Source organism: Sphingopyxis sp. H053 (assembly GCF_001468225.1).
In the GTDB taxonomy this organism is placed as follows: domain Bacteria; phylum Pseudomonadota; class Alphaproteobacteria; order Sphingomonadales; family Sphingomonadaceae; genus Sphingopyxis.
Map to the genome: position 1 here is coordinate 249,952 of NZ_LNRU01000006.1, position 16,162 is coordinate 266,113.

A 16,162-nucleotide genomic window follows, 5' to 3' on the forward strand; every position below is an offset into this window, starting at 1 on the left:
CCCCCTTCAGACCGTTACGCAGCCCGAACCCTTGTAAACGCCTCCTCATAGAGTGGCTGAAGCTCGGGATTGAAGCGCGCATATTCGCATTTCGCCAGCGCTTCGGCGGGCGGGAAGATGACAGGGTTGTTCTTGTAGCTGTCAGGCATCAGCTTCTTCGCGGCGGCATTGGGTGTCGGGTAGAGGATCGTCTCGGTGATTTCCTTGTCGACATTGGCGTCGAGAATATAGTTGATGAAGGCGTGCGCATTCTTCGGATGCGGCGCGCCCTTCGGGATGCACAGATTGTCCGAATTGAGCTGGCTGCCTTCTTTCGGGATGACGAAATCGATATCCTTGTCCTCGAGCATCGCCTGCGCGATGTCGCCATTATATTCGAGCACGACGTCGACATCGCCCTTGAGCAGCAAATCCTGCCCGTCGTCCTCGTGGAATTTCTTCACATTGGGCTTTTGCTTGATCATCATCTTTTCGATCGTCGCAATGTCCGCCGGGGTCAGCGCATTAACCGATTTGCCGAGATATTTGCCATAAAGGCGGAACATGTCGCCGGCCTCCGACAGCCAGGCGATGCGGCCCGCATATTCGGGGCTGTCGAACAGGACCTTCCAGCTGTCGGGCTTTGCCGACACTTTCGATTTGCGATAGCCGATGCCGAGCGCGAGCCAGGTGTAGGGCATCGAAAATTTGCGCTGCAGGTCATATTCGACGTTGATGTAGGCCGGATCGATATTCTTCTTGTTCGGGATTTGCGCATGGTCGAGCGGCAGCAGCATGCCCGCCTTGCTCATCCGCTCGACGAAGTCGTTCGACGGCACGATCACGTCATAACCGGGATTGCCGGCCTTGAACTTGGCGAACAGCACGTCGTTGCTGTCGAACAGGTCCATCGTGACGTCGACGCCGGTCGCTTCCTTGAAATTGTCGAGCGTATTCTCGCCGATATAGGTGTCCCAGTTGTAGAAGTTGAGCTTGGCTTCCTCGCCGTTCGAGAGCTTCTTGCCGCCCTCCTTGCTGCACGCCGCCAGGCCGCCGAAGCTGATGCCGATTGCCGCGACCCCCATCGCTTGCAGAAGCGAGCGGCGCCCGCGGGTTTGCTTGATCAGTTCGAACGGGTCCATGTCGCAGCCTCCCTGTATGTGACGTCAAGCTGACTCAATAAGGTCGGCTTGGGAAGAGCTTTTTTGCGCTGCACCAAGTTTCTTTGAAACTTTCATGCGTTACGCAGATACCAATCGTAATCGAGTGTCGGGACGACGCTGAAATAGCGATCCTGCTCGACGCGCTTCACGATGCTGAACATGTCGACGAAGCGCGCGCCGAGATAGTCGCGCATCAGCGTCGATGCATGGAAGCGGTCGACCGCGGCGAACCAGTTCGACGGCGGCTTGTCGTCGCCGCTGTTGTCGCGGTCATAGCCGTTGCCGACGACCGCCGCGCCGGGATCGATCTTGTTCGTCATGCCGTGATGCATGCCCGCAAGAACCGCCGCGACCGCCAGATAGGGGTTCGCGTCGGCGCCGCATGCGCGGTGCTCGACATGGCGGCTCGGCGGCGGGCCGGCGGGGATACGGAAGGACACGGTGCGGTTGTTGACGCCCCAGGTGGGCGCGACGGGGGCATAGCTGTTCGCCTTGAAGCGGCGATAGCTGTTTGCGTGCGGCGCGAAGAGCGCAAACGCGTCGCCGACGGTGCCGATCATCCCGCCGATCGCGTGGCGCAGCGCGGGCGTGCCTTCGGGATCGTCGCTGGCAAAGATGTTGGTATCGCTGCCGTCGTTGACCGACACATGGATATGCATCCCGCTGCCCGCCTGCTCGGCGAAGGGCTTGGCCATGAAGGTCGCCTCGACGCCCTGTTGCTGCGCGATCGCCTTGACGAGACGCTTGTACATGATCGCATCGTCGCAGGCGCGCAGCGCGTCGGGCTTATGGCGCAATGTCAGTTCGAACTGGCCGGGCGCGAATTCCGAGATCGCGCTTTCAAGCGGCAAGCCCTGAACGTCGGTCGCGGCGTAAAGCGCGTCGAAGAAGGGGCGGAAGTCGTCGAGTTCGCGCAGGCCATAGACCTCGACATTGCGCGGGGTGTCCCGGCTGTAGCCGGGCCGCGCGGGGCGGACCCTGCCATCGCGGGCACGGCGCGGGTCGACGAGATAGAATTCGAGTTCGACCGCGAGCACCGGGGTCAGCCCGTCGGCGGTGAAGGCGTCGATCACGCCGCCCAGCACATGGCGCGGATCGAGGTCGTGCGGGGTGCCGTCGAGCTCGTAGAAATCGACGAGGAACTGCGCGGCATGGTCGCCGCCCCATGGGGTGCGGACAAGCGTGCCGGGGATCGGCTTCATGGAGCGATCGGCGTCGCCATCCTCCCAGACGAGGCCGGTTTCGATCGTGTCCTGCCCGGTGATGTCGACGACAGTGATCGAGCCGGGGAACATGCGGCCGCTTTCGTAGACGGCAAGCACCTCATGCTGGCGCAGTCGCTTGCCGCGCGGGACGCCGCCAAAGTCGGTGTAGATCATCTCGATCGAATCGACGTCGGGATTGGCCTTGAAAAAGGCCTCGGCCTCCGAACGCGGCGCGATCACGCCCGATGACTTCGACATCGCCCCACTACTCCTTCAATGCCCGCACGCAGTCGGCAAATACGTCGACGAGCCGGTCGATTTGTTCGTCCGACGTGACCGGGCTCACCAACATCATATTGTGAAACGGCGCCAGCAAAATCCCGCGGGTTGCGAGGAACAGGTGGATCGCCGCCTCCAGCTTGGGATGCATCGCCGCCTTCGCTTCGCCGCCGTTGCGCGGCGGGGTAGGGCAGGTCAGGAATTCGACGCGGGCGCCGACCTGCATGACGTGCCAGTCGAGATTGGCGGTGGCGATTTCCTGCTCCAGCCCGGCGACGAGCCGCGCCGCTCCGCGCAGCATGTGGTCATAGGCGGCGGGCATGATGACGTCGGACAGCATCGCATCCATCGCGGTGATGGCGAGCGCGTTGGCGGACAGCGTGGTGCCGATGCCGCTGTGCCCGGAGGGGCGCGAGGTGTTCAGTGCCGCCATGCGATCAGCGACCGCCGCCGAAAATCCGTAGACGGCGCAGGGCACGCCGCCGCCGATCGACTTGCCGACGACGATGAGGTCTGGGGTGGGGCCGTGCGTGACGCCATGGCCGCCATATCCCGAGGAGATGGTGTGCGTTTCGTCGAAGATCAGCAAGGTGCCGGTCTCGTCGCAAAGCCGGCGAAGCGTCGCCAGAAAGCCGGGTGCATCGCGCACCATGCCGACGTTGGTCATCACCGGCTCGGCGAGTACGCACGCGACGTCGCCGCCGCAGAGCGCCGTCGCCAGCGCTGCCTCGTCATTGAATTCGATCGCCGTGGTGGTGTCGCGCAAATCGTGAACCTGGCCGACCAGGCTGGCCCGCATAGCGGGCGCGCCGCCCTTCAGATCGACAAAAGCGTCGTCGACCGCGCCATGATAGGCGCCGTTGAAGGTCAGGATTTTGGGGCGCCCGCTGATCCCGCGGCACCAGCGGATGACCGCGCGATTGGCCTCACTGGCGGTCGTCGTGACCTGCCATTGCTCAAGGCCGAACATCGCCGCGAGTCGCTGCGACAGCGCCGCACCCCGCTCGGTCGGCAACATATAGCTCAGCCCTTCGCCGGCCTGCTTCGCCAGCGCGGCGGCGAGGGCCGGCGGCGAATGGCCGAACAGGCTTGCCGTGTCGCCGAGGCAGAAATCGTCGTAGCGCTGCCCGTCGATGCTGGTCAGCGTCGCGTGTTTCGCCGATGCGGCGACGATCGGCACGGGGCTGGGCCAGTCGCGCATCCAGTGGAACGGAACCGACTGAAACCAGCCCGTCGCGGCCGCGTGATGCGCGAAGGCTTGGCGGTTGGCGGCGCGGAAACGTTCGGCCTCGCGGCTTGCAACGCGGGCGATAGCAGCATCGGATATCACCCGAGCTTGTCCTTCATCGCATAATAGAGCAGCCCGAGCGTCGCGAGCGGCTGGCGCAGCCATTTGCCGCCGGGGAAGGGTTTCGAAGGAAGGTTCGCCAGCACGTCGAAGCGTTCGGCGGTGCCCGCCATCGCCTCGGCAATCAATTCGCCCGCGAGCGTCGTGACCAGCGCGCCATGCCCCGAAAAGCCATGCGCGTAAAAGACGTTCCCGCGCCGCCCGATGTGCGGCAGCCGATTCATCGTCACCGCGACCGCGCCGCCCCAGCCATAGTCGATCTTCGCATCGGCGATCTGCGGAAAGACCTCTGCCATGAACGGGCGAACAAAGGCTGCGATATCGCGTGGCGGCGTCTGCGAATAACGCTCGCCGCCGCCGAAGATCAGACGCTTGTCGGCCGAGAGGCGGAAATAGTTGAGCACGAAGCGGCTATCGGCAACCGCGGCATCGCTCGGCAGCAGCGCGTCGGCATTTGCGAGCGGCGCGGTTGCGATGTTATAGTTCATGATCGGCACGGTGAAGCGGCCGAGGTCCGGTTCGACGTCGCCGACCCAGCTATCGGTTGCGTCGATGACATAGCGCGCGGCGACGTGCGCGCGATCGGTCATCACGCCCAGTCCATCCGGCGTGTCGGTGATCCTGCGGGCGCGCTGATCTTCCCAGATGCAAACGCCCGCGGCTTCGGCGGCGCGCGCAAGGCCGATCGCATAGTTCAGCGGATGGAAATGCCCGCCCTGCGGATCGTGGATGCCGCCGTGGTAAAGCGGGCTGGCAATATGCGCGCCCATGTTGTTCTTCTCGATGACGTGGCTCTGATAGGCAAAGCGCGTCGCCAGAAACTCGGCCTCGCGCTTCATCGCGCCGAAATCTTTCGGCGTCCACGCGGCCTCAAGATGCCCGGTCTTGAGATCACAATCGATGCCGTGCTTTTCGATGCGCGCTTTCACCGGATTCGCGCGCCAGCATAGGTTGAACAGCGCCTCGGCGCGCTCGCGACCGAATTCACCCTCAAGCTCGGACGCCGACCAGCGAAGGCCAGGGATCAACTGCCCGCCGTTTCGGCCCGACGCGCCGAAGCCGACATGTTCGCGCTCTATCAGGATCACCGAGAAGCCGCGCTCGGCACAGGCGAGGGCAGCGGACTGCCCCGTGAAGCCGCCGCCGATGACTGCGACATCGAACGAAAGCTCTTCGCCTATTTCATATGCCGAACGCCACCGGTGCGCGGTTGCGGCATAATAGCTGTTGGCGAGCGGATCGGTCATGGCCGGCGCGCGGGTCAGACCCGCATCAACAGATGTTCGCGTTCCCAGCTCGACACGACCGACTGATAGTTGAAGAGCTCATAATCCTTCACCGCGAAGAAGATTTCGAAGAAATCGTCGCCGAGCAGATTGCGAACCTTCTTGCACGAAGCGAAGCGATCGAGCGCCGCCTCCAGCGTTCGTGGCAGGGTGCGGGCGCGGTTATACGCGCTGCCGGTGATCGGTTTTGCCGGCACCATGCGGTCGACCATCCCGATATAGCCGCAGATCAGCGAGGCGGAGATTGCGAGATAGGGGTTGCTGTCGGCGCCCGGCAGGCGGTTTTCGACGCGGCGGTTGTTTTTGTCCGAGATGGGCACGCGGAACCCGCACGAGCGGTTGTCCTCGCCCCACTGGACGTTGATCGGCGCCGCGCTGTCGGGCCGCATGCGGCGGAAACTGTTCACATTGGGCGCCCACAGCGGCGAGATTTGCGGCATATAGCGCACGAGCCCGGCGATATAGCTGCGGAACATCGCGCTATCGCGGCCGTTGGCGACCGAAAACAGGTTCTTGCCCGTCACCGCATCGACCACCGACTGATGGATATGCATCGCGCTGCCCGGCTGGCCCGCCATCGGGTTCGCCATGAAGGTCGCATAGACATTGTGCTGCTTCGCGACGTTGCGCACCACGCGCTTGAACAGGAACACCTCGTCGGCGAGCCGCAGCGGGTCGCCATGCTCGAAATTCACTTCGAGCTGCGCGGCGCCCATTTCGTGGATCATTGTGTCGATATCGAGCCCCATCAGCTCGCAATCGTCATAGATATGATCGATGATATCCTCATATTCGTTCATCGCCTCGAGCCCATAGGGCTGGCTCGCGGTTTCGCTGCGTCCCGACTGGCCGACCGGCGGGGTCAGCGGGAAATCGGGGTCGGCGTTCTGCGAGACGAGGTAGAATTCGACCTCGGGCGCGATGATCGGTTTCCAGCCTTTCTCGGCGTAGAGGCCGAGCACTTTTTTCAGGATCGTGCGCGGCGCGATGTCGACCTCGCTGCCATCGCCATTATAGGCATCGGCGATCACAAATGCGGTCGGCGAAGTGAACCCCGGCGCGACGCAGATCGTGGTCGGGTCAGCGATCAATATCTTGTCAGGATCCTTGTCCCAGATATCGTCGATATCCTCGGGATAATGGCCGTCGATCGTGCAGATGAAGACGCTGCCCGGGATGCGGAGCGACTTGTCCTTGACCGAGGAGAGGAACTTCTTGGCCGGCAGCACCTTGCCGCGCTGGACCCCGTTGATGTCGGGGACGATGCATTCGACTTCGTCGATTTTATGGTCGCTGATCCATTGTTCCAGATTGACTGACATGCGCCCCCGATTGGGCCGAGGCTCGACCCGTCTGTGGAATGGGCAGCGTATCGCAAGGTTGAAGGAAGCGCCAGAGGGGGCCGTTATCCGGCCATCTCGGGTATCATTTCATGCCGGATTCTTTGCTTGCGCGAAATCGGCGCCCCGTCATCTTCGTCATACTGGACTTGACCCTGCATCCGCCGCATCCTCGGCGCCGCGCGATAGTCGCATTCGAATATGCTGGAAGGAGATTGAGGCGATGCGGGGAGAAAACGACCATCTAGCGTCCTTCTGGATGCCGTTTACTGCCAACCGCGCGTATAAGGCGAACCCGCGCCAACTCGTCTCCGCGAGCGGCATGCATTACCAGAGCGCCGATGGGCGGACCATCCTCGACGGCACGTCGGGCCTCTGGTGCAGCAACGCGGGGCATTGCCGGCCCGAAATCACCGAGGCGATCGCCAATGCCGCGGCGACGCTCGATTTTGCGCCGACTTTCCAGCTAGGTCATCCGCTGCCGTTCGAACTGGCGCAGCGACTTGCCGCGCTGATGCCCGATGGGCTCGACCGGATATTCTTTACCAACAGCGGATCCGAATCGGTTGATACTGCGCTAAAAATCGCACTCAATATCCAGCGTGCGAAGGGGCAGGGAACGCGGACGCGGCTGATCGGGCGCGAACGTGGCTATCATGGCACGGGCTTTGGTGGGATCAGCGTCGGCGGCCTTGTGAACAACCGCCGCGCATTCGGCGGCGGGCTGCCCGGGGTCGACCATATTCGTCACACGCACGACGTCGAACGCAACGCGTACACGCGCGGCTTTCCGCAGCATGGCGCGGAACTGGCGGGCGACCTCCAGCGGCTCGTCGACCTGCATGGTGCCGACACCATTGCGGCGGTCATCGTCGAACCGATGGCGGGCTCGACCGGGGTGCTCGTCCCGCCGGTCGGCTATCTTCAGCGCCTGCGCGAAATCTGCGACAAACACGGCATTATCCTGATTTTCGACGAGGTTATCACGGCGTTCGGCCGCGTCGGCGGCGCGACCGCGGCGGGAGAATGGGGCGTGACGCCCGACATCATCACCATGGCGAAGGGGCTGACCAACGCCGCGGTGCCGATGGGCGCCGTTGCGGTGAAGCGCGAACTCCACGATGCGGTGATCGACAGCGTGCCGGGCGGGATCGAACTGTTCCACGGCTACACCTATTCGGGCCATCCGCTCGCCAGCGCGGCGGGTCTTGCGACGCTCGATCTTTATGCGCGCGATGGCCTGTTCGACCGCGCGAATGAACTCGGCAGCTATTGGGAGGATGCTGCGCACAGCCTGAAAGGCGCGCGCCATGTCATCGATATTCGCACGATTGGTCTGGTCGCGGGCATCGAACTTGAGCCGCGTGCGGGAGCACCGACCGCGCGCGCGATGGAATTGTTCCACGCCTGCTTCGACAATGGTTTGCTTGTTCGCGCGACGGGCGACGTCATTGCGCTGTCGCCGCCGCTGATCGTCGAAAAGGCGCAGATCGACGAGATGTTCGGGAAGATTGCGGAATTGCTGGCCCGCATCGACTGACGGGAATGCCCGTCAGTCGGCGTCGGCGTTGGCTTCCGCCTTGGCTGCTGCTGCAGCGACCTGCCGCGCGCGCGTGGCTTCGGTCTGGATCAGACGTTCGGCCATTGTGCGCCACGCCTGTTCGGCGCGCAGATTGCGGTCGCGGACTTGCGACAGCGTGCTTTCCGCCGCGTCGGCCGCGCATTTGTCCGCCTGGATCAGGTAGAAATCGCTGGTGTTCGACATGGCGGAAATCCTTAGGGTAGAGGTGGTTGAAGGTCTGAACCGGGAAAGTCAGTCGACCATTTGGGCGATCAGGCGGCGAAGTTCGCGCCGCGTCAGCGTCGGCGATCGCCGGGCTGGCTTATCGGCCCGCGCATCGATCGCGGAATAGGGCCGAAGGAGGGAAGGAAATGCATTCAAATTAAAGTTCATAATATCCTGTAATCATTGTTTTATTCTGGTTGGGTATTCAGCGTCGATTGCCCTTGCGGGGTCCGCCTCCGGCCGGACCGGCACCGCGATCGCGATAGATGATGCGGCCTTTGGTCAGGTCATAGGGCGTCATTTCGACGCGTACGGCGTCGCCGACGACCGACCGGATGCGAAAACGTCGCATCCGGCCCGCCGTGTAAGCGATGATCCGATGATCATTTTCCAGAACGACGCCAAAGCGTCCATCGGGAAGGATTTCATCGATCTGGCCGTCGAGGGTCAGTAGTTCCTCTTTGGCCAAAAGATCAGGCCGACTGGATGTTGACGGCGGCGACTTTGCCGCGCTGGTCGGTTTCCAGGTCATAGGAAACGCGCTGATCCTTGTTCAGCGTCGTCATCCCGGCGCGTTCGAGGGCGGTGATGTGGACGAAATTGTCGCCCGAACCGTCTTCGTTCGCGATGAAGCCATAACCTTTTTCGGTGTTGAAGAATTTTACGGTGCCGATCGGCATGGGGTCGTTCCTTTCACGGAATCGGATTTACCACCGGCATGTGCCGATGGCGCCAGGTAGCGTGAGGATGGAAGTGTCCGCCAAGCAGGCAAAAAAATCCGTCGTAGGCGACGATAGCCTGCCGAAGATGGGGCTTGAGCTATGAAAAGTCAAGGATAGGCTTGGATTCGCGCGCCGTCATGCCTGTGCGAGCAGCGGAAAAGTCACCGAAACGCGGGTGCCTTTGCCGACTTCGCTGTCGATATCGAGCTGTCCTTGATGACGCTCGCTGATGTGCTTGACGATGGCGAGGCCGAGGCCGGTGCCGCCGACCGAGCGGCTGCGCGCTTCGTCGACGCGATAGAAACGTTCGGTCAGGCGCGGCAGATGATCGGCGGCGATGCCGTCGCCCTCGTCGCTGACCGACAGCCGCACGCGGCGGCCCTCGCGCGCCAGCTCGACCGTCACCGGGGTTCCCGCGTGACCGTATTTCATCGCGTTCGAAATGATATTGTGCGCGAGCTGTCCGAGCTGCGCTTCGTCGCCCAGCACCGGTTGCGGATCGTCGCCCAGCCGCGCGACGATGTCTTTGGTGCGCGGCTGTTCGCTATCGCGCAGCTGCGCGATCGTCGTCTGGACGATGACGGCAAGGTCGACCGGGGTCGTCGGGCGACGAAAGCGGTCGGCCTCGACGCGTGAAATCGACAAAAGGTCGATGACGAGTTGCTGCATCCGCCGCGCCTCGCGATCGATGATCGAAAGGAAGCGATTGCGCGTCGGCGCGTCGGCCTCGCCGTTCATTTCCTGGAGCGTTTCGACATAGCCGAGGATCGCGGCGAGCGGCGTGCGCAGTTCGTGACTGGCGTTGGCGACGAAGTCGGATCGCATGCGGTCCGCGGCATCGATTGCCGACCGGTCGGACAGGAAGATGATATATTCGCTGCCCGACAGCGCGGCGATGCGCATCGTCCAGCGCTGGCCGGGGCGCGGAAAATCGACCAGATTGACCGTTTCGAGCGGATCTTGCCCGTCGATCCGCGACAGCCAGTCGGTCGCCGCGGGATGGCGGATCGCGGTGCGGACGTCCGCGCCGACGATATGCCGGCCCAGCAGCCGGATCGCGGCGTCGTTGGCGATGGTGACGATATTGTCGGCGGTGCCGATCAAAGGCTCCTTTTCCTGATCGACCCAATGGGCAAAATCGGGATGGCGGAGCAAGGAGACGGGCAGGGCGGCCGCGGGTTCGGGCCCGGCGCCCTTCGTGTCGGGCAAGGCGACGGGAAGCGCGCCGTAGACTGTCGCGGCGGCGAGGAAGCCCGCGAGCACCATGATGGCGATCGACAGCGGATCGCCGCCCGTCAGCGTGGCGAAAATCGCTGCGATGGCGACCAGCGTCAAAGCGATGACCAGGCTGGAAAGGCGATCGAACATCGCCGTTGCGCCTCGCACGAAGAGGTGACGATGCGCAAGGATGTTTACGGCAATTAACGTCCTGGCCGCGAATGTCCCAAAGCGGGAAGGGCAAGGCGGCGACCCGTCTTTTGCTTTTCCTTGGCGCTTCATTGGGTTATGCGCGCGACATGGAAAATAGCGACATTCCCGCCGAAAACGCCATGGAGACGGACGAAGCCATCCCGTCGCGGCGCAAGATGCTCGCGCTCGGTGCCGTTGGCGTTTCCGCCGCGCTGACGATCCGTCCCGCCTTTGCGCAGACTGCGGTGTCGGTGATGAACTGCCAGATTCCCGTTCCCGGCCCGACGGGCGCCGGCAAATATATCAGCACCGCGGGCAAACTGGTCCCACCGGGCACCAAGGGCGCGTTTCCGGGCTCGGTCCGCCCCTTCACGGGCGAGGAAGTAAAGCGGGCATTCCGTGGGCAGACGCTGCCCGGTACGACGTACAACCAGTCGCAAGCCTATCTCCAATATATCCGGCGCTTGCAGGCGGGGCAGAGCGGCTTTACCTGTTTCGCATCGATCACGATGACGCGCTGATTTTCGCTCCTTTGAGGCGATGTCGGTTCAGCCGCATCGTCAGCCAAAGGAGTTCCCGTGAAACTAGCTTCGCTCAAACAGGGCCGCGACGGACGCCTGGTCGTCGTTTCGGACGACCTTGCCTGGTACGCCGACGCCGGCCAGATCGTCCCGACGATGCAGGCGGCGCTCGACAATTGGGCCTATGCCGCTCCCCGCCTCGCGGCGCTGGCAGAGGATCTCAATCACGACGCGATCCCGAAAGACCGCTTTCACGAACATGACGCCGCGTCGCCCCTGCCGCGCGCCTATCAATGGGCCGACGGCAGCGCCTATGTGAACCATGTCGCGCTGGTGCGGCAGGCGCGCGGCGCCGAAATGCCCGACAGCTTTTGGCACGATCCGCTGATGTATCAGGGCGGCAGCGACGCGTTTCTGGCTCCGCGCGACGCGATTCCGCTCGGCGATCCCGCCTGGGGCTGCGACATGGAGGCGGAAGTCGTGGTCGTGACGGGCGATGTGCCCAAGGGGATCGATGCCACCGCGGCGCGCGAGACGATCCTGCTTGTCGGTCTGACTAACGACGTGTCGCTGCGCGGCCTGATCCCCGCGGAACTCGCCAAGGGCTTCGGCTTTTTCCAGTCGAAGCCGTCGAGCGCGATGTCGCCCGTGTTCGTGACGCCCGATGCACTGGGTGATCGCTGGAAGGACGGCAAGCTGCACGGCACATTGTCGGTCGATCTGAACGGCCAGCCGCTCGGCCGCGCCGACGCCGGCGTCGACATGACGTTCGATTTCGGCGCGCTGATCGCCCATGCGGCAAAGACGCGCGACCTGGGTGCGGGCACGATCATCGGGTCGGGCACGGTGTCGAACCGCGATGCCGATGGCGGGCCGGGCAGGCCGATCGCCGCCGGCGGTCTCGGCTATAGCTGCCTCGCCGAAGTGCGGACGGTCGAAACGATCCAGCAGGGCGAACCCAAGACTCCGTTCATGCAAAAGGGCGACACGGTTCGCATCTGGATGGATGACGACCGGCATCACAGCATCTTCGGCGCAATCGAACAGAGCGTGGGCTGATAGCAAAAGAGGGCGGAATTGCTTCCGCCCTCTCCCGATTTCGTGCCGGTGTTGCCGGGCTATTTGGCGCCGAGGCTGCCGCCGGCCATGGCGTCGCTCAGCGAACAGGCCGCCGGGCCAAGAATGACGATGAACAGCACCGGCAGAATGAACAGAATGAGCGGCACCGTCATGATAGCGGGCAGGCGCGCGGCCTTTTCCTCGGCGCGCATCATGCGCTCGTTGCGGAATTCGGCCGACAGGACACGAAGCGCGCTGGCGAGCGGCGTGCCGTATTTCTCGGTCTGGATCATGGTCGTGACCACGCCCTTTACCGATTCCAGATTCACGCGATAGGCGAAGTTTTCGAAAGCCTGGCGGCGTTCGGTCAGAAAGCCGAGCTCGATCGACGTCAGCGCGAATTCTTCGCCGAGTTCGGGATAGGCCCGGCCCAGCTCCTTCGAGACGCGTGAAAAGGCGGAGTCGACCGTCAAACCGGCTTCGGCGCAGATGACGAGCAGGTCGAGTGCGTCGGGCAAGCCTTTGCGGATTGCGTGGGTACGCTTCTGGCGCTTATTATCCACAAAAAGGTCGGGTGCCTTGTAGCCGAGTATCAAGGCGCCCATCGTATACATGGACCGCTTGAACGACGTCAGGTCGGGCCACATATCGACCCAATAGATCAGGAAAAGAGCGAGGCCGCCGAAGAGGATCGGCAGGACCATGCGGCCGAAAATGACCGCCACGGCGAGATCCTTCGACCGGATACCGGCCTGCGCCAGCTTTTGCTGAACCTCCTTGACCTGTTCTTCCTGCAGCACCTGGAGCCGGCCAAGGAACGTCCGCATCTTGTCGGCGGTCTGGTTCTTGCGGACGAGCCGTGCGCGGCGTTTCGCGGTCGAGGCGGTGATGCCTGCCTTCAACTGCTCGCGCCGATCGTTCAGCGCCTTGACGCGCTTGGTCATCGGATTGCGAACGGTCAACGCGTTGTAGATCGCGAACAGGACGGCAAAGACGCCGACCGCCGCGAGCATTGTACCGGCCCATACGACGTCGATACCAAGGATTTTCGGTCCGGCTTGTGCGCCAGAGAAAGCCGAAGAGAGAAGGAGGCCGCTGTTCATTTCTATGCCCCCGTCAGATTTCGAAGTTGACCATTTTGGCCATGATGCCGGCGCCGATGCTCATCCAGATCAGGCCGCCTATCCCCGCAATGATGAGGCGCTCTTCGACAAAAAAGCCCGCCAGATAACCGGGGTTCACTGTCCAGACGACGCCGAACACAAAGAAGGGCAGTGCGCCGACAATATAGGCGGAAGCTTTTGCTTCGGACGACATCGCGCGGATCTTGAGCTTCATTTGCGCGCGCTTGCGCAGAACGTCGGACAGATTGGCCAGCGTTTCCGCGAGGTTGCCACCCGTTTCGCGCTGGATCTGGATCGTGATGCAGAAGAATTGGAATTCGGGCGTGCCGAGCATTTCCGCCGTTTCCTGCAACGCCGCTTCCATCGTGTTGCCGATACGGATGCGTTCGACGACGCCCTTGAATTCCTCCCCGACCGGCCCGGGAAGTTCCTGGCTCACCACTTGAAAGGTTTCGGTGACCGGCAGACCGGATTTCAGGCCACGTACCAGCAAATCGATAGCATCGGGAAAGCGGGCGTTGAACGCCTTGACACGCCTGTTGATCGTCATGCCGACGACAAGATAGGGCAAGCCGAGCCCGAGGAGCAATCCAACCAACGCGGCCATCAGGAACGGCGCGCGCACGATGAGCATGCCGCCGGTTGCCACGACGAACACGATCATCGACGCGAACATATATTGTGTAAGCGTCCAGTTTTTGCCGGTCCGGCGGATGCGCTTTTCCAGCTCGTCCCGGCGCGGCAACAAAGCGATCAGCGATGAATCGCCGTTGCGGCCCGACTGGATCGTCTTGCGCATCTGTGCTGCCACCACCGCTTCGGTCGAGGCCGCGTGGCGGTCCTTGACCATTGCCAGTCGCCGCGTCTTTGCCTTGCCGGACGAAGGCCCGCCAAGCAGGATCACGAGGATCGAAAAGGCCAGGAAAGCTCCGGCGATGATAAGGATGACTGGCAGATTCATGGTCAGCTGATGTCCGCTTCTATCGCTGGAGGTGATGACGGCCCGTCAGGCGCGCCGTCACGCTGCCTGTTTCACACCCTTTTTCGTCAGCCCGAGCTTGCCGAGCAGCGAGCCGCCCGATTTGCTCTTCGCGGCGACGATCTGCGCTTCCTCGGCTTCGACATCGGCGCCGTCGAGGATGATGCGCATCAGGTTGCTCCACACCTGCGCCGACTTGGTGCCCTTGCAGGTTTCGGCATAGGATTTGCCAAGCTTTGCCGATTGGGCGACCAGCTTCGGGTCGAACGGGATGACGATGTCGATCGGTCGTTCGATCGACGATTCGAATTCCTTGCGCGACAGCTCGCCGATGGCGTTCTGGAACTTGTTCGCGACGAGCACGACACGCGCGCCCGGGATGTTCTGCTTGAACCAGGACAGCAGGCGGATCGTGTCGCGCGCCGCGGCGAGCGTCACATCGCTGACGAGCAGGATTGTACCGGCTTCCGACACGAGGTGCGGGAAGGGGATCAGCACCTGGCGCGGGATGTCGACGATCGTCATCTCGAAGGCGGAACGCAGCTCTTCTTCCAGCTGGAAAAAGGCCGAACCGTCGGTCATCACCGGCTGATGGATCGGCGCTTCGGCCGACAGCAGGCTAAGCTTGTCCGACGCTCGCACCATCGCGCGTTCGATGAACAGCCCGTCGATGCGGCTGGGATTGTCGATCGCGTCGATCAGGCCGCGCCCCGGTTCGAGGTCGAGCGTCAGCGCGCCCGTGCCGAAATGGATGTCGAGATCGAGCAGCGCCGTCTGGCGGCCCGCCTGTTCGCTGATCGCCCAGGCGAGCGAGGTCGCCACCAGCGACGCCCCGACGCCGCCGCGTACACCGACAACCCCCATCATATGATGCGGCTTGTCGTCGTGCATGTCGGCATGTTTCGGCGCCGACAGCATGGCCTGCGCCATGGTGAACGATTCGCGGACTTGGTCGAGCGACAGCGGCTTTAGCAGATAATCCTGGATGCCGCTGGACAGAAGGTCGCGGTACAGGCGAACGTCGTTCACCTGGCCCGCGGCGATCACGACCGTGCCGGGTTCGCAGACTTCGGCCAGCGCATTGATGTCGTTGATCGGATCGCCCGATTCCGACATGTCGACGAACAGGATGTTCGGGCTGGCGGAGACCGAAAGCGATTGCACAGCGTTGCGCAGTCCGCCCTTGTTACATTTTTCGATCGGCCAGCCCATGTCGTTGACCGCGGCGCGGATCAGCTCCAGCGTATCGTCGTCGCAAACGAAGGCGTTGAAGGGATCACGCGCGCCTGCTGATTTGAAAGGAGCGTTCACTGGCTGCCTCCGCTGGTAGGTGCCTTGGTCAATTCGCCTGCACCGGTTTGGGGTTTGGTACGATAGGTCTGGATCGCACGCGTCGCCGCCGTCGGATCGCTGCCCGTGTTGCTGGCGCCCTTGATCAGGTCGTTCGGATCGGCGACCATCGAGGCGAGATTGCTGTTGACCGCGCAGCCATAATTCGACGACGTCGAGTTGGTCGGGTTGATCGACGATTTGCTTTCCCAATTGGGGCAGCCGGGTACGGATGCCGTCGCCCGCGTCACGACGACGCGCAGGTGGTCCTGCGGCACGGCACCGGTCGTTACCGGGACATCCCTGCTGAGCAGCAGCCCGCGGCGTTCGACCATCGACCGAACGGTCGCCAGCGCTGAGCCGGCGCCATAGGCCGACGGATCCTCGATCGCGACGCGGTCGCCATAGCGGACCCCCATCGAATCGAGCCAGCCTTGCAGGCGGCCCTGTTCGCTGGGCGGCAACTCGCCGTTCGAAGCGGCAACATCGAATTGATAGATGGCGTTGCGCACGACGGGCTGGTGGACCGAATCGAGGCTGCGGTTGCTGACCGCCGCGCCAGTGCAGCCGGCGAGCGACGTGGCCAGAGCCAGGATCGTCCAAGTTGCGATTTTTTTCATCACTTTGCTCCT

Annotated in this window: 16 protein-coding genes; 3 read left to right on the forward strand and 13 right to left on the reverse strand. The window is 63.0% G+C overall.

The window, feature by feature from the left end:
* Nucleotides 1-14 precede the first annotated feature (14 nt).
* The 5 genes from ATE70_RS13650 to ATE70_RS13670 all read right to left on the reverse strand — a co-directional run bounded on the left by ATE70_RS13650 (nucleotide 15) and on the right by ATE70_RS13670 (nucleotide 6,582).
* A complete protein-coding gene (locus ATE70_RS13650) occupies nucleotides 15-1,121 on the reverse strand; it encodes an ABC transporter substrate-binding protein (RefSeq protein ID WP_058538438.1) in 1,107 nt (368 codons plus the stop codon).
* A gap of 92 nt (nucleotides 1,122-1,213) precedes the next feature.
* A complete protein-coding gene (locus ATE70_RS13655) occupies nucleotides 1,214-2,605 on the reverse strand; it encodes a glutamine synthetase family protein (RefSeq protein WP_058538439.1) in 1,392 nt (463 codons plus the stop codon).
* A gap of 7 nt (nucleotides 2,606-2,612) precedes the next feature.
* The gene (locus ATE70_RS13660) at nucleotides 2,613-3,956 is read right to left on the reverse strand and encodes an aspartate aminotransferase family protein (protein ID WP_058538440.1); all 1,344 of its coding nucleotides are present in this window, start codon (nucleotides 3,954-3,956) and stop codon (nucleotides 2,613-2,615) included.
* Nucleotides 3,953-5,221 (reverse strand): NAD(P)/FAD-dependent oxidoreductase, encoded by a 1,269-nt coding sequence (locus ATE70_RS13665; RefSeq protein ID WP_058538441.1) that lies wholly within the window; start codon nucleotides 5,219-5,221, stop codon nucleotides 3,953-3,955. The genes ATE70_RS13660 and ATE70_RS13665 overlap by 4 nt, the downstream gene beginning before the upstream one ends.
* Nucleotides 5,222-5,235: 14 nt before the next feature.
* On the reverse strand, nucleotides 5,236-6,582 hold the full coding sequence (locus ATE70_RS13670) for a glutamine synthetase family protein (RefSeq protein WP_058538442.1): 1,347 nt from the start codon (nucleotides 6,580-6,582) through the stop codon (nucleotides 5,236-5,238).
* 241 nt (nucleotides 6,583-6,823) lie between these two features.
* Between ATE70_RS13670 and ATE70_RS13675 the strand changes: the two genes are divergently transcribed.
* A complete protein-coding gene (locus tag ATE70_RS13675) occupies nucleotides 6,824-8,140 on the forward strand; it encodes an aspartate aminotransferase family protein (RefSeq protein ID WP_058538443.1) in 1,317 nt (438 codons plus the stop codon).
* Nucleotides 8,141-8,152: 12 nt separating this feature from the next.
* Here the strand turns inward: ATE70_RS13675 and ATE70_RS13680 are convergent, their stop codons facing one another.
* From ATE70_RS13680 to ATE70_RS13695, 4 genes are all read right to left on the reverse strand, one after another.
* Nucleotides 8,153-8,365 (reverse strand): hypothetical protein, encoded by a 213-nt coding sequence (locus ATE70_RS13680; RefSeq protein WP_058538444.1) that lies wholly within the window; start codon nucleotides 8,363-8,365, stop codon nucleotides 8,153-8,155.
* A 226-nt stretch (nucleotides 8,366-8,591) separates the two neighbouring features.
* Entirely contained in the window at nucleotides 8,592-8,855 is a 264-nt protein-coding gene (gene infA / locus ATE70_RS13685; protein WP_058538445.1) for a translation initiation factor IF-1, read from the reverse strand.
* 4 nt (nucleotides 8,856-8,859) lie between these two features.
* A complete protein-coding gene (locus ATE70_RS13690; RefSeq protein ID WP_058538446.1) occupies nucleotides 8,860-9,066 on the reverse strand; it encodes a cold-shock protein in 207 nt (68 codons plus the stop codon).
* 177 nt (nucleotides 9,067-9,243) lie between these two features.
* Nucleotides 9,244-10,476 carry a sensor histidine kinase gene (locus tag ATE70_RS13695; RefSeq protein ID WP_058538447.1) on the reverse strand — a complete coding sequence of 411 codons (1,233 nt, stop codon included), beginning with the start codon at nucleotides 10,474-10,476 and terminating at the stop codon, nucleotides 9,244-9,246.
* 149 nt (nucleotides 10,477-10,625) lie between these two features.
* Between ATE70_RS13695 and ATE70_RS13700 the strand changes: the two genes are divergently transcribed.
* Entirely contained in the window at nucleotides 10,626-11,039 is a 414-nt protein-coding gene (locus tag ATE70_RS13700) for a hypothetical protein (RefSeq protein WP_058538613.1), read from the forward strand.
* 57 nt (nucleotides 11,040-11,096) lie between these two features.
* Nucleotides 11,097-12,098 carry a fumarylacetoacetate hydrolase family protein gene (locus ATE70_RS13705; protein WP_058538448.1) on the forward strand — a complete coding sequence of 334 codons (1,002 nt, stop codon included), beginning with the start codon at nucleotides 11,097-11,099 and terminating at the stop codon, nucleotides 12,096-12,098.
* 59 nt (nucleotides 12,099-12,157) lie between these two features.
* Here ATE70_RS13705 and ATE70_RS13710 read toward each other — a convergent pair whose 3' ends face one another.
* From ATE70_RS13710 to ATE70_RS13725, 4 genes are read right to left on the reverse strand one after another with little or no spacing between them, the layout of a single operon-like run.
* Nucleotides 12,158-13,201, reverse strand: a complete 1,044-nt coding sequence (locus tag ATE70_RS13710) for a type II secretion system F family protein (protein ID WP_082639763.1) — start codon at nucleotides 13,199-13,201, stop codon at nucleotides 12,158-12,160.
* A gap of 13 nt (nucleotides 13,202-13,214) precedes the next feature.
* A complete protein-coding gene (locus tag ATE70_RS13715; RefSeq protein WP_058538450.1) occupies nucleotides 13,215-14,183 on the reverse strand; it encodes a type II secretion system F family protein in 969 nt (322 codons plus the stop codon).
* 57 nt (nucleotides 14,184-14,240) lie between these two features.
* A complete protein-coding gene (locus ATE70_RS13720; protein ID WP_058538451.1) occupies nucleotides 14,241-15,512 on the reverse strand; it encodes an AAA family ATPase in 1,272 nt (423 codons plus the stop codon).
* Nucleotides 15,509-16,150 (reverse strand): CpaD family pilus assembly protein, encoded by a 642-nt coding sequence (locus ATE70_RS13725; RefSeq protein WP_058538452.1) that lies wholly within the window; start codon nucleotides 16,148-16,150, stop codon nucleotides 15,509-15,511. The genes ATE70_RS13720 and ATE70_RS13725 overlap by 4 nt, the downstream gene beginning before the upstream one ends.
* Nucleotides 16,151-16,162: the final 12 nt, after the last annotated feature.

Excerpts from the sequence above, each read along its gene's own strand:
- ATE70_RS13725 (WP_058538452.1), bottom strand. The coding sequence starts at position 16,150 with ATGAAAAAAATCGCAACTTGGACGATCCTGGCTCTGGCCACGTCGCTC.
- ATE70_RS13665 (WP_058538441.1), bottom strand. The coding sequence starts at position 5,221 with ATGACCGATCCGCTCGCCAACAGCTATTATGCCGCAACCGCGCACCGG.
- ATE70_RS13690 (WP_058538446.1), bottom strand. The coding sequence starts at position 9,066 with ATGCCGATCGGCACCGTAAAATTCTTCAACACCGAAAAAGGTTATGGC.
- ATE70_RS13650 (WP_058538438.1), bottom strand. The coding sequence starts at position 1,121 with ATGGACCCGTTCGAACTGATCAAGCAAACCCGCGGGCGCCGCTCGCTT.
- ATE70_RS13700 (WP_058538613.1), top strand. The coding sequence starts at position 10,626 with ATGGAAAATAGCGACATTCCCGCCGAAAACGCCATGGAGACGGACGAA.
- ATE70_RS13680 (WP_058538444.1), bottom strand. The coding sequence starts at position 8,365 with ATGTCGAACACCAGCGATTTCTACCTGATCCAGGCGGACAAATGCGCG.
- ATE70_RS13655 (WP_058538439.1), bottom strand. The coding sequence starts at position 2,605 with ATGTCGAAGTCATCGGGCGTGATCGCGCCGCGTTCGGAGGCCGAGGCC.
- ATE70_RS13715 (WP_058538450.1), bottom strand. The coding sequence starts at position 14,183 with ATGAATCTGCCAGTCATCCTTATCATCGCCGGAGCTTTCCTGGCCTTT.
- ATE70_RS13675 (WP_058538443.1), top strand. The coding sequence starts at position 6,824 with ATGCGGGGAGAAAACGACCATCTAGCGTCCTTCTGGATGCCGTTTACT.
- ATE70_RS13670 (WP_058538442.1), bottom strand. The coding sequence starts at position 6,582 with ATGTCAGTCAATCTGGAACAATGGATCAGCGACCATAAAATCGACGAA.
- ATE70_RS13695 (WP_058538447.1), bottom strand. The coding sequence starts at position 10,476 with ATGTTCGATCGCCTTTCCAGCCTGGTCATCGCTTTGACGCTGGTCGCC.
- ATE70_RS13710 (WP_082639763.1), bottom strand. The coding sequence starts at position 13,201 with ATGAACAGCGGCCTCCTTCTCTCTTCGGCTTTCTCTGGCGCACAAGCC.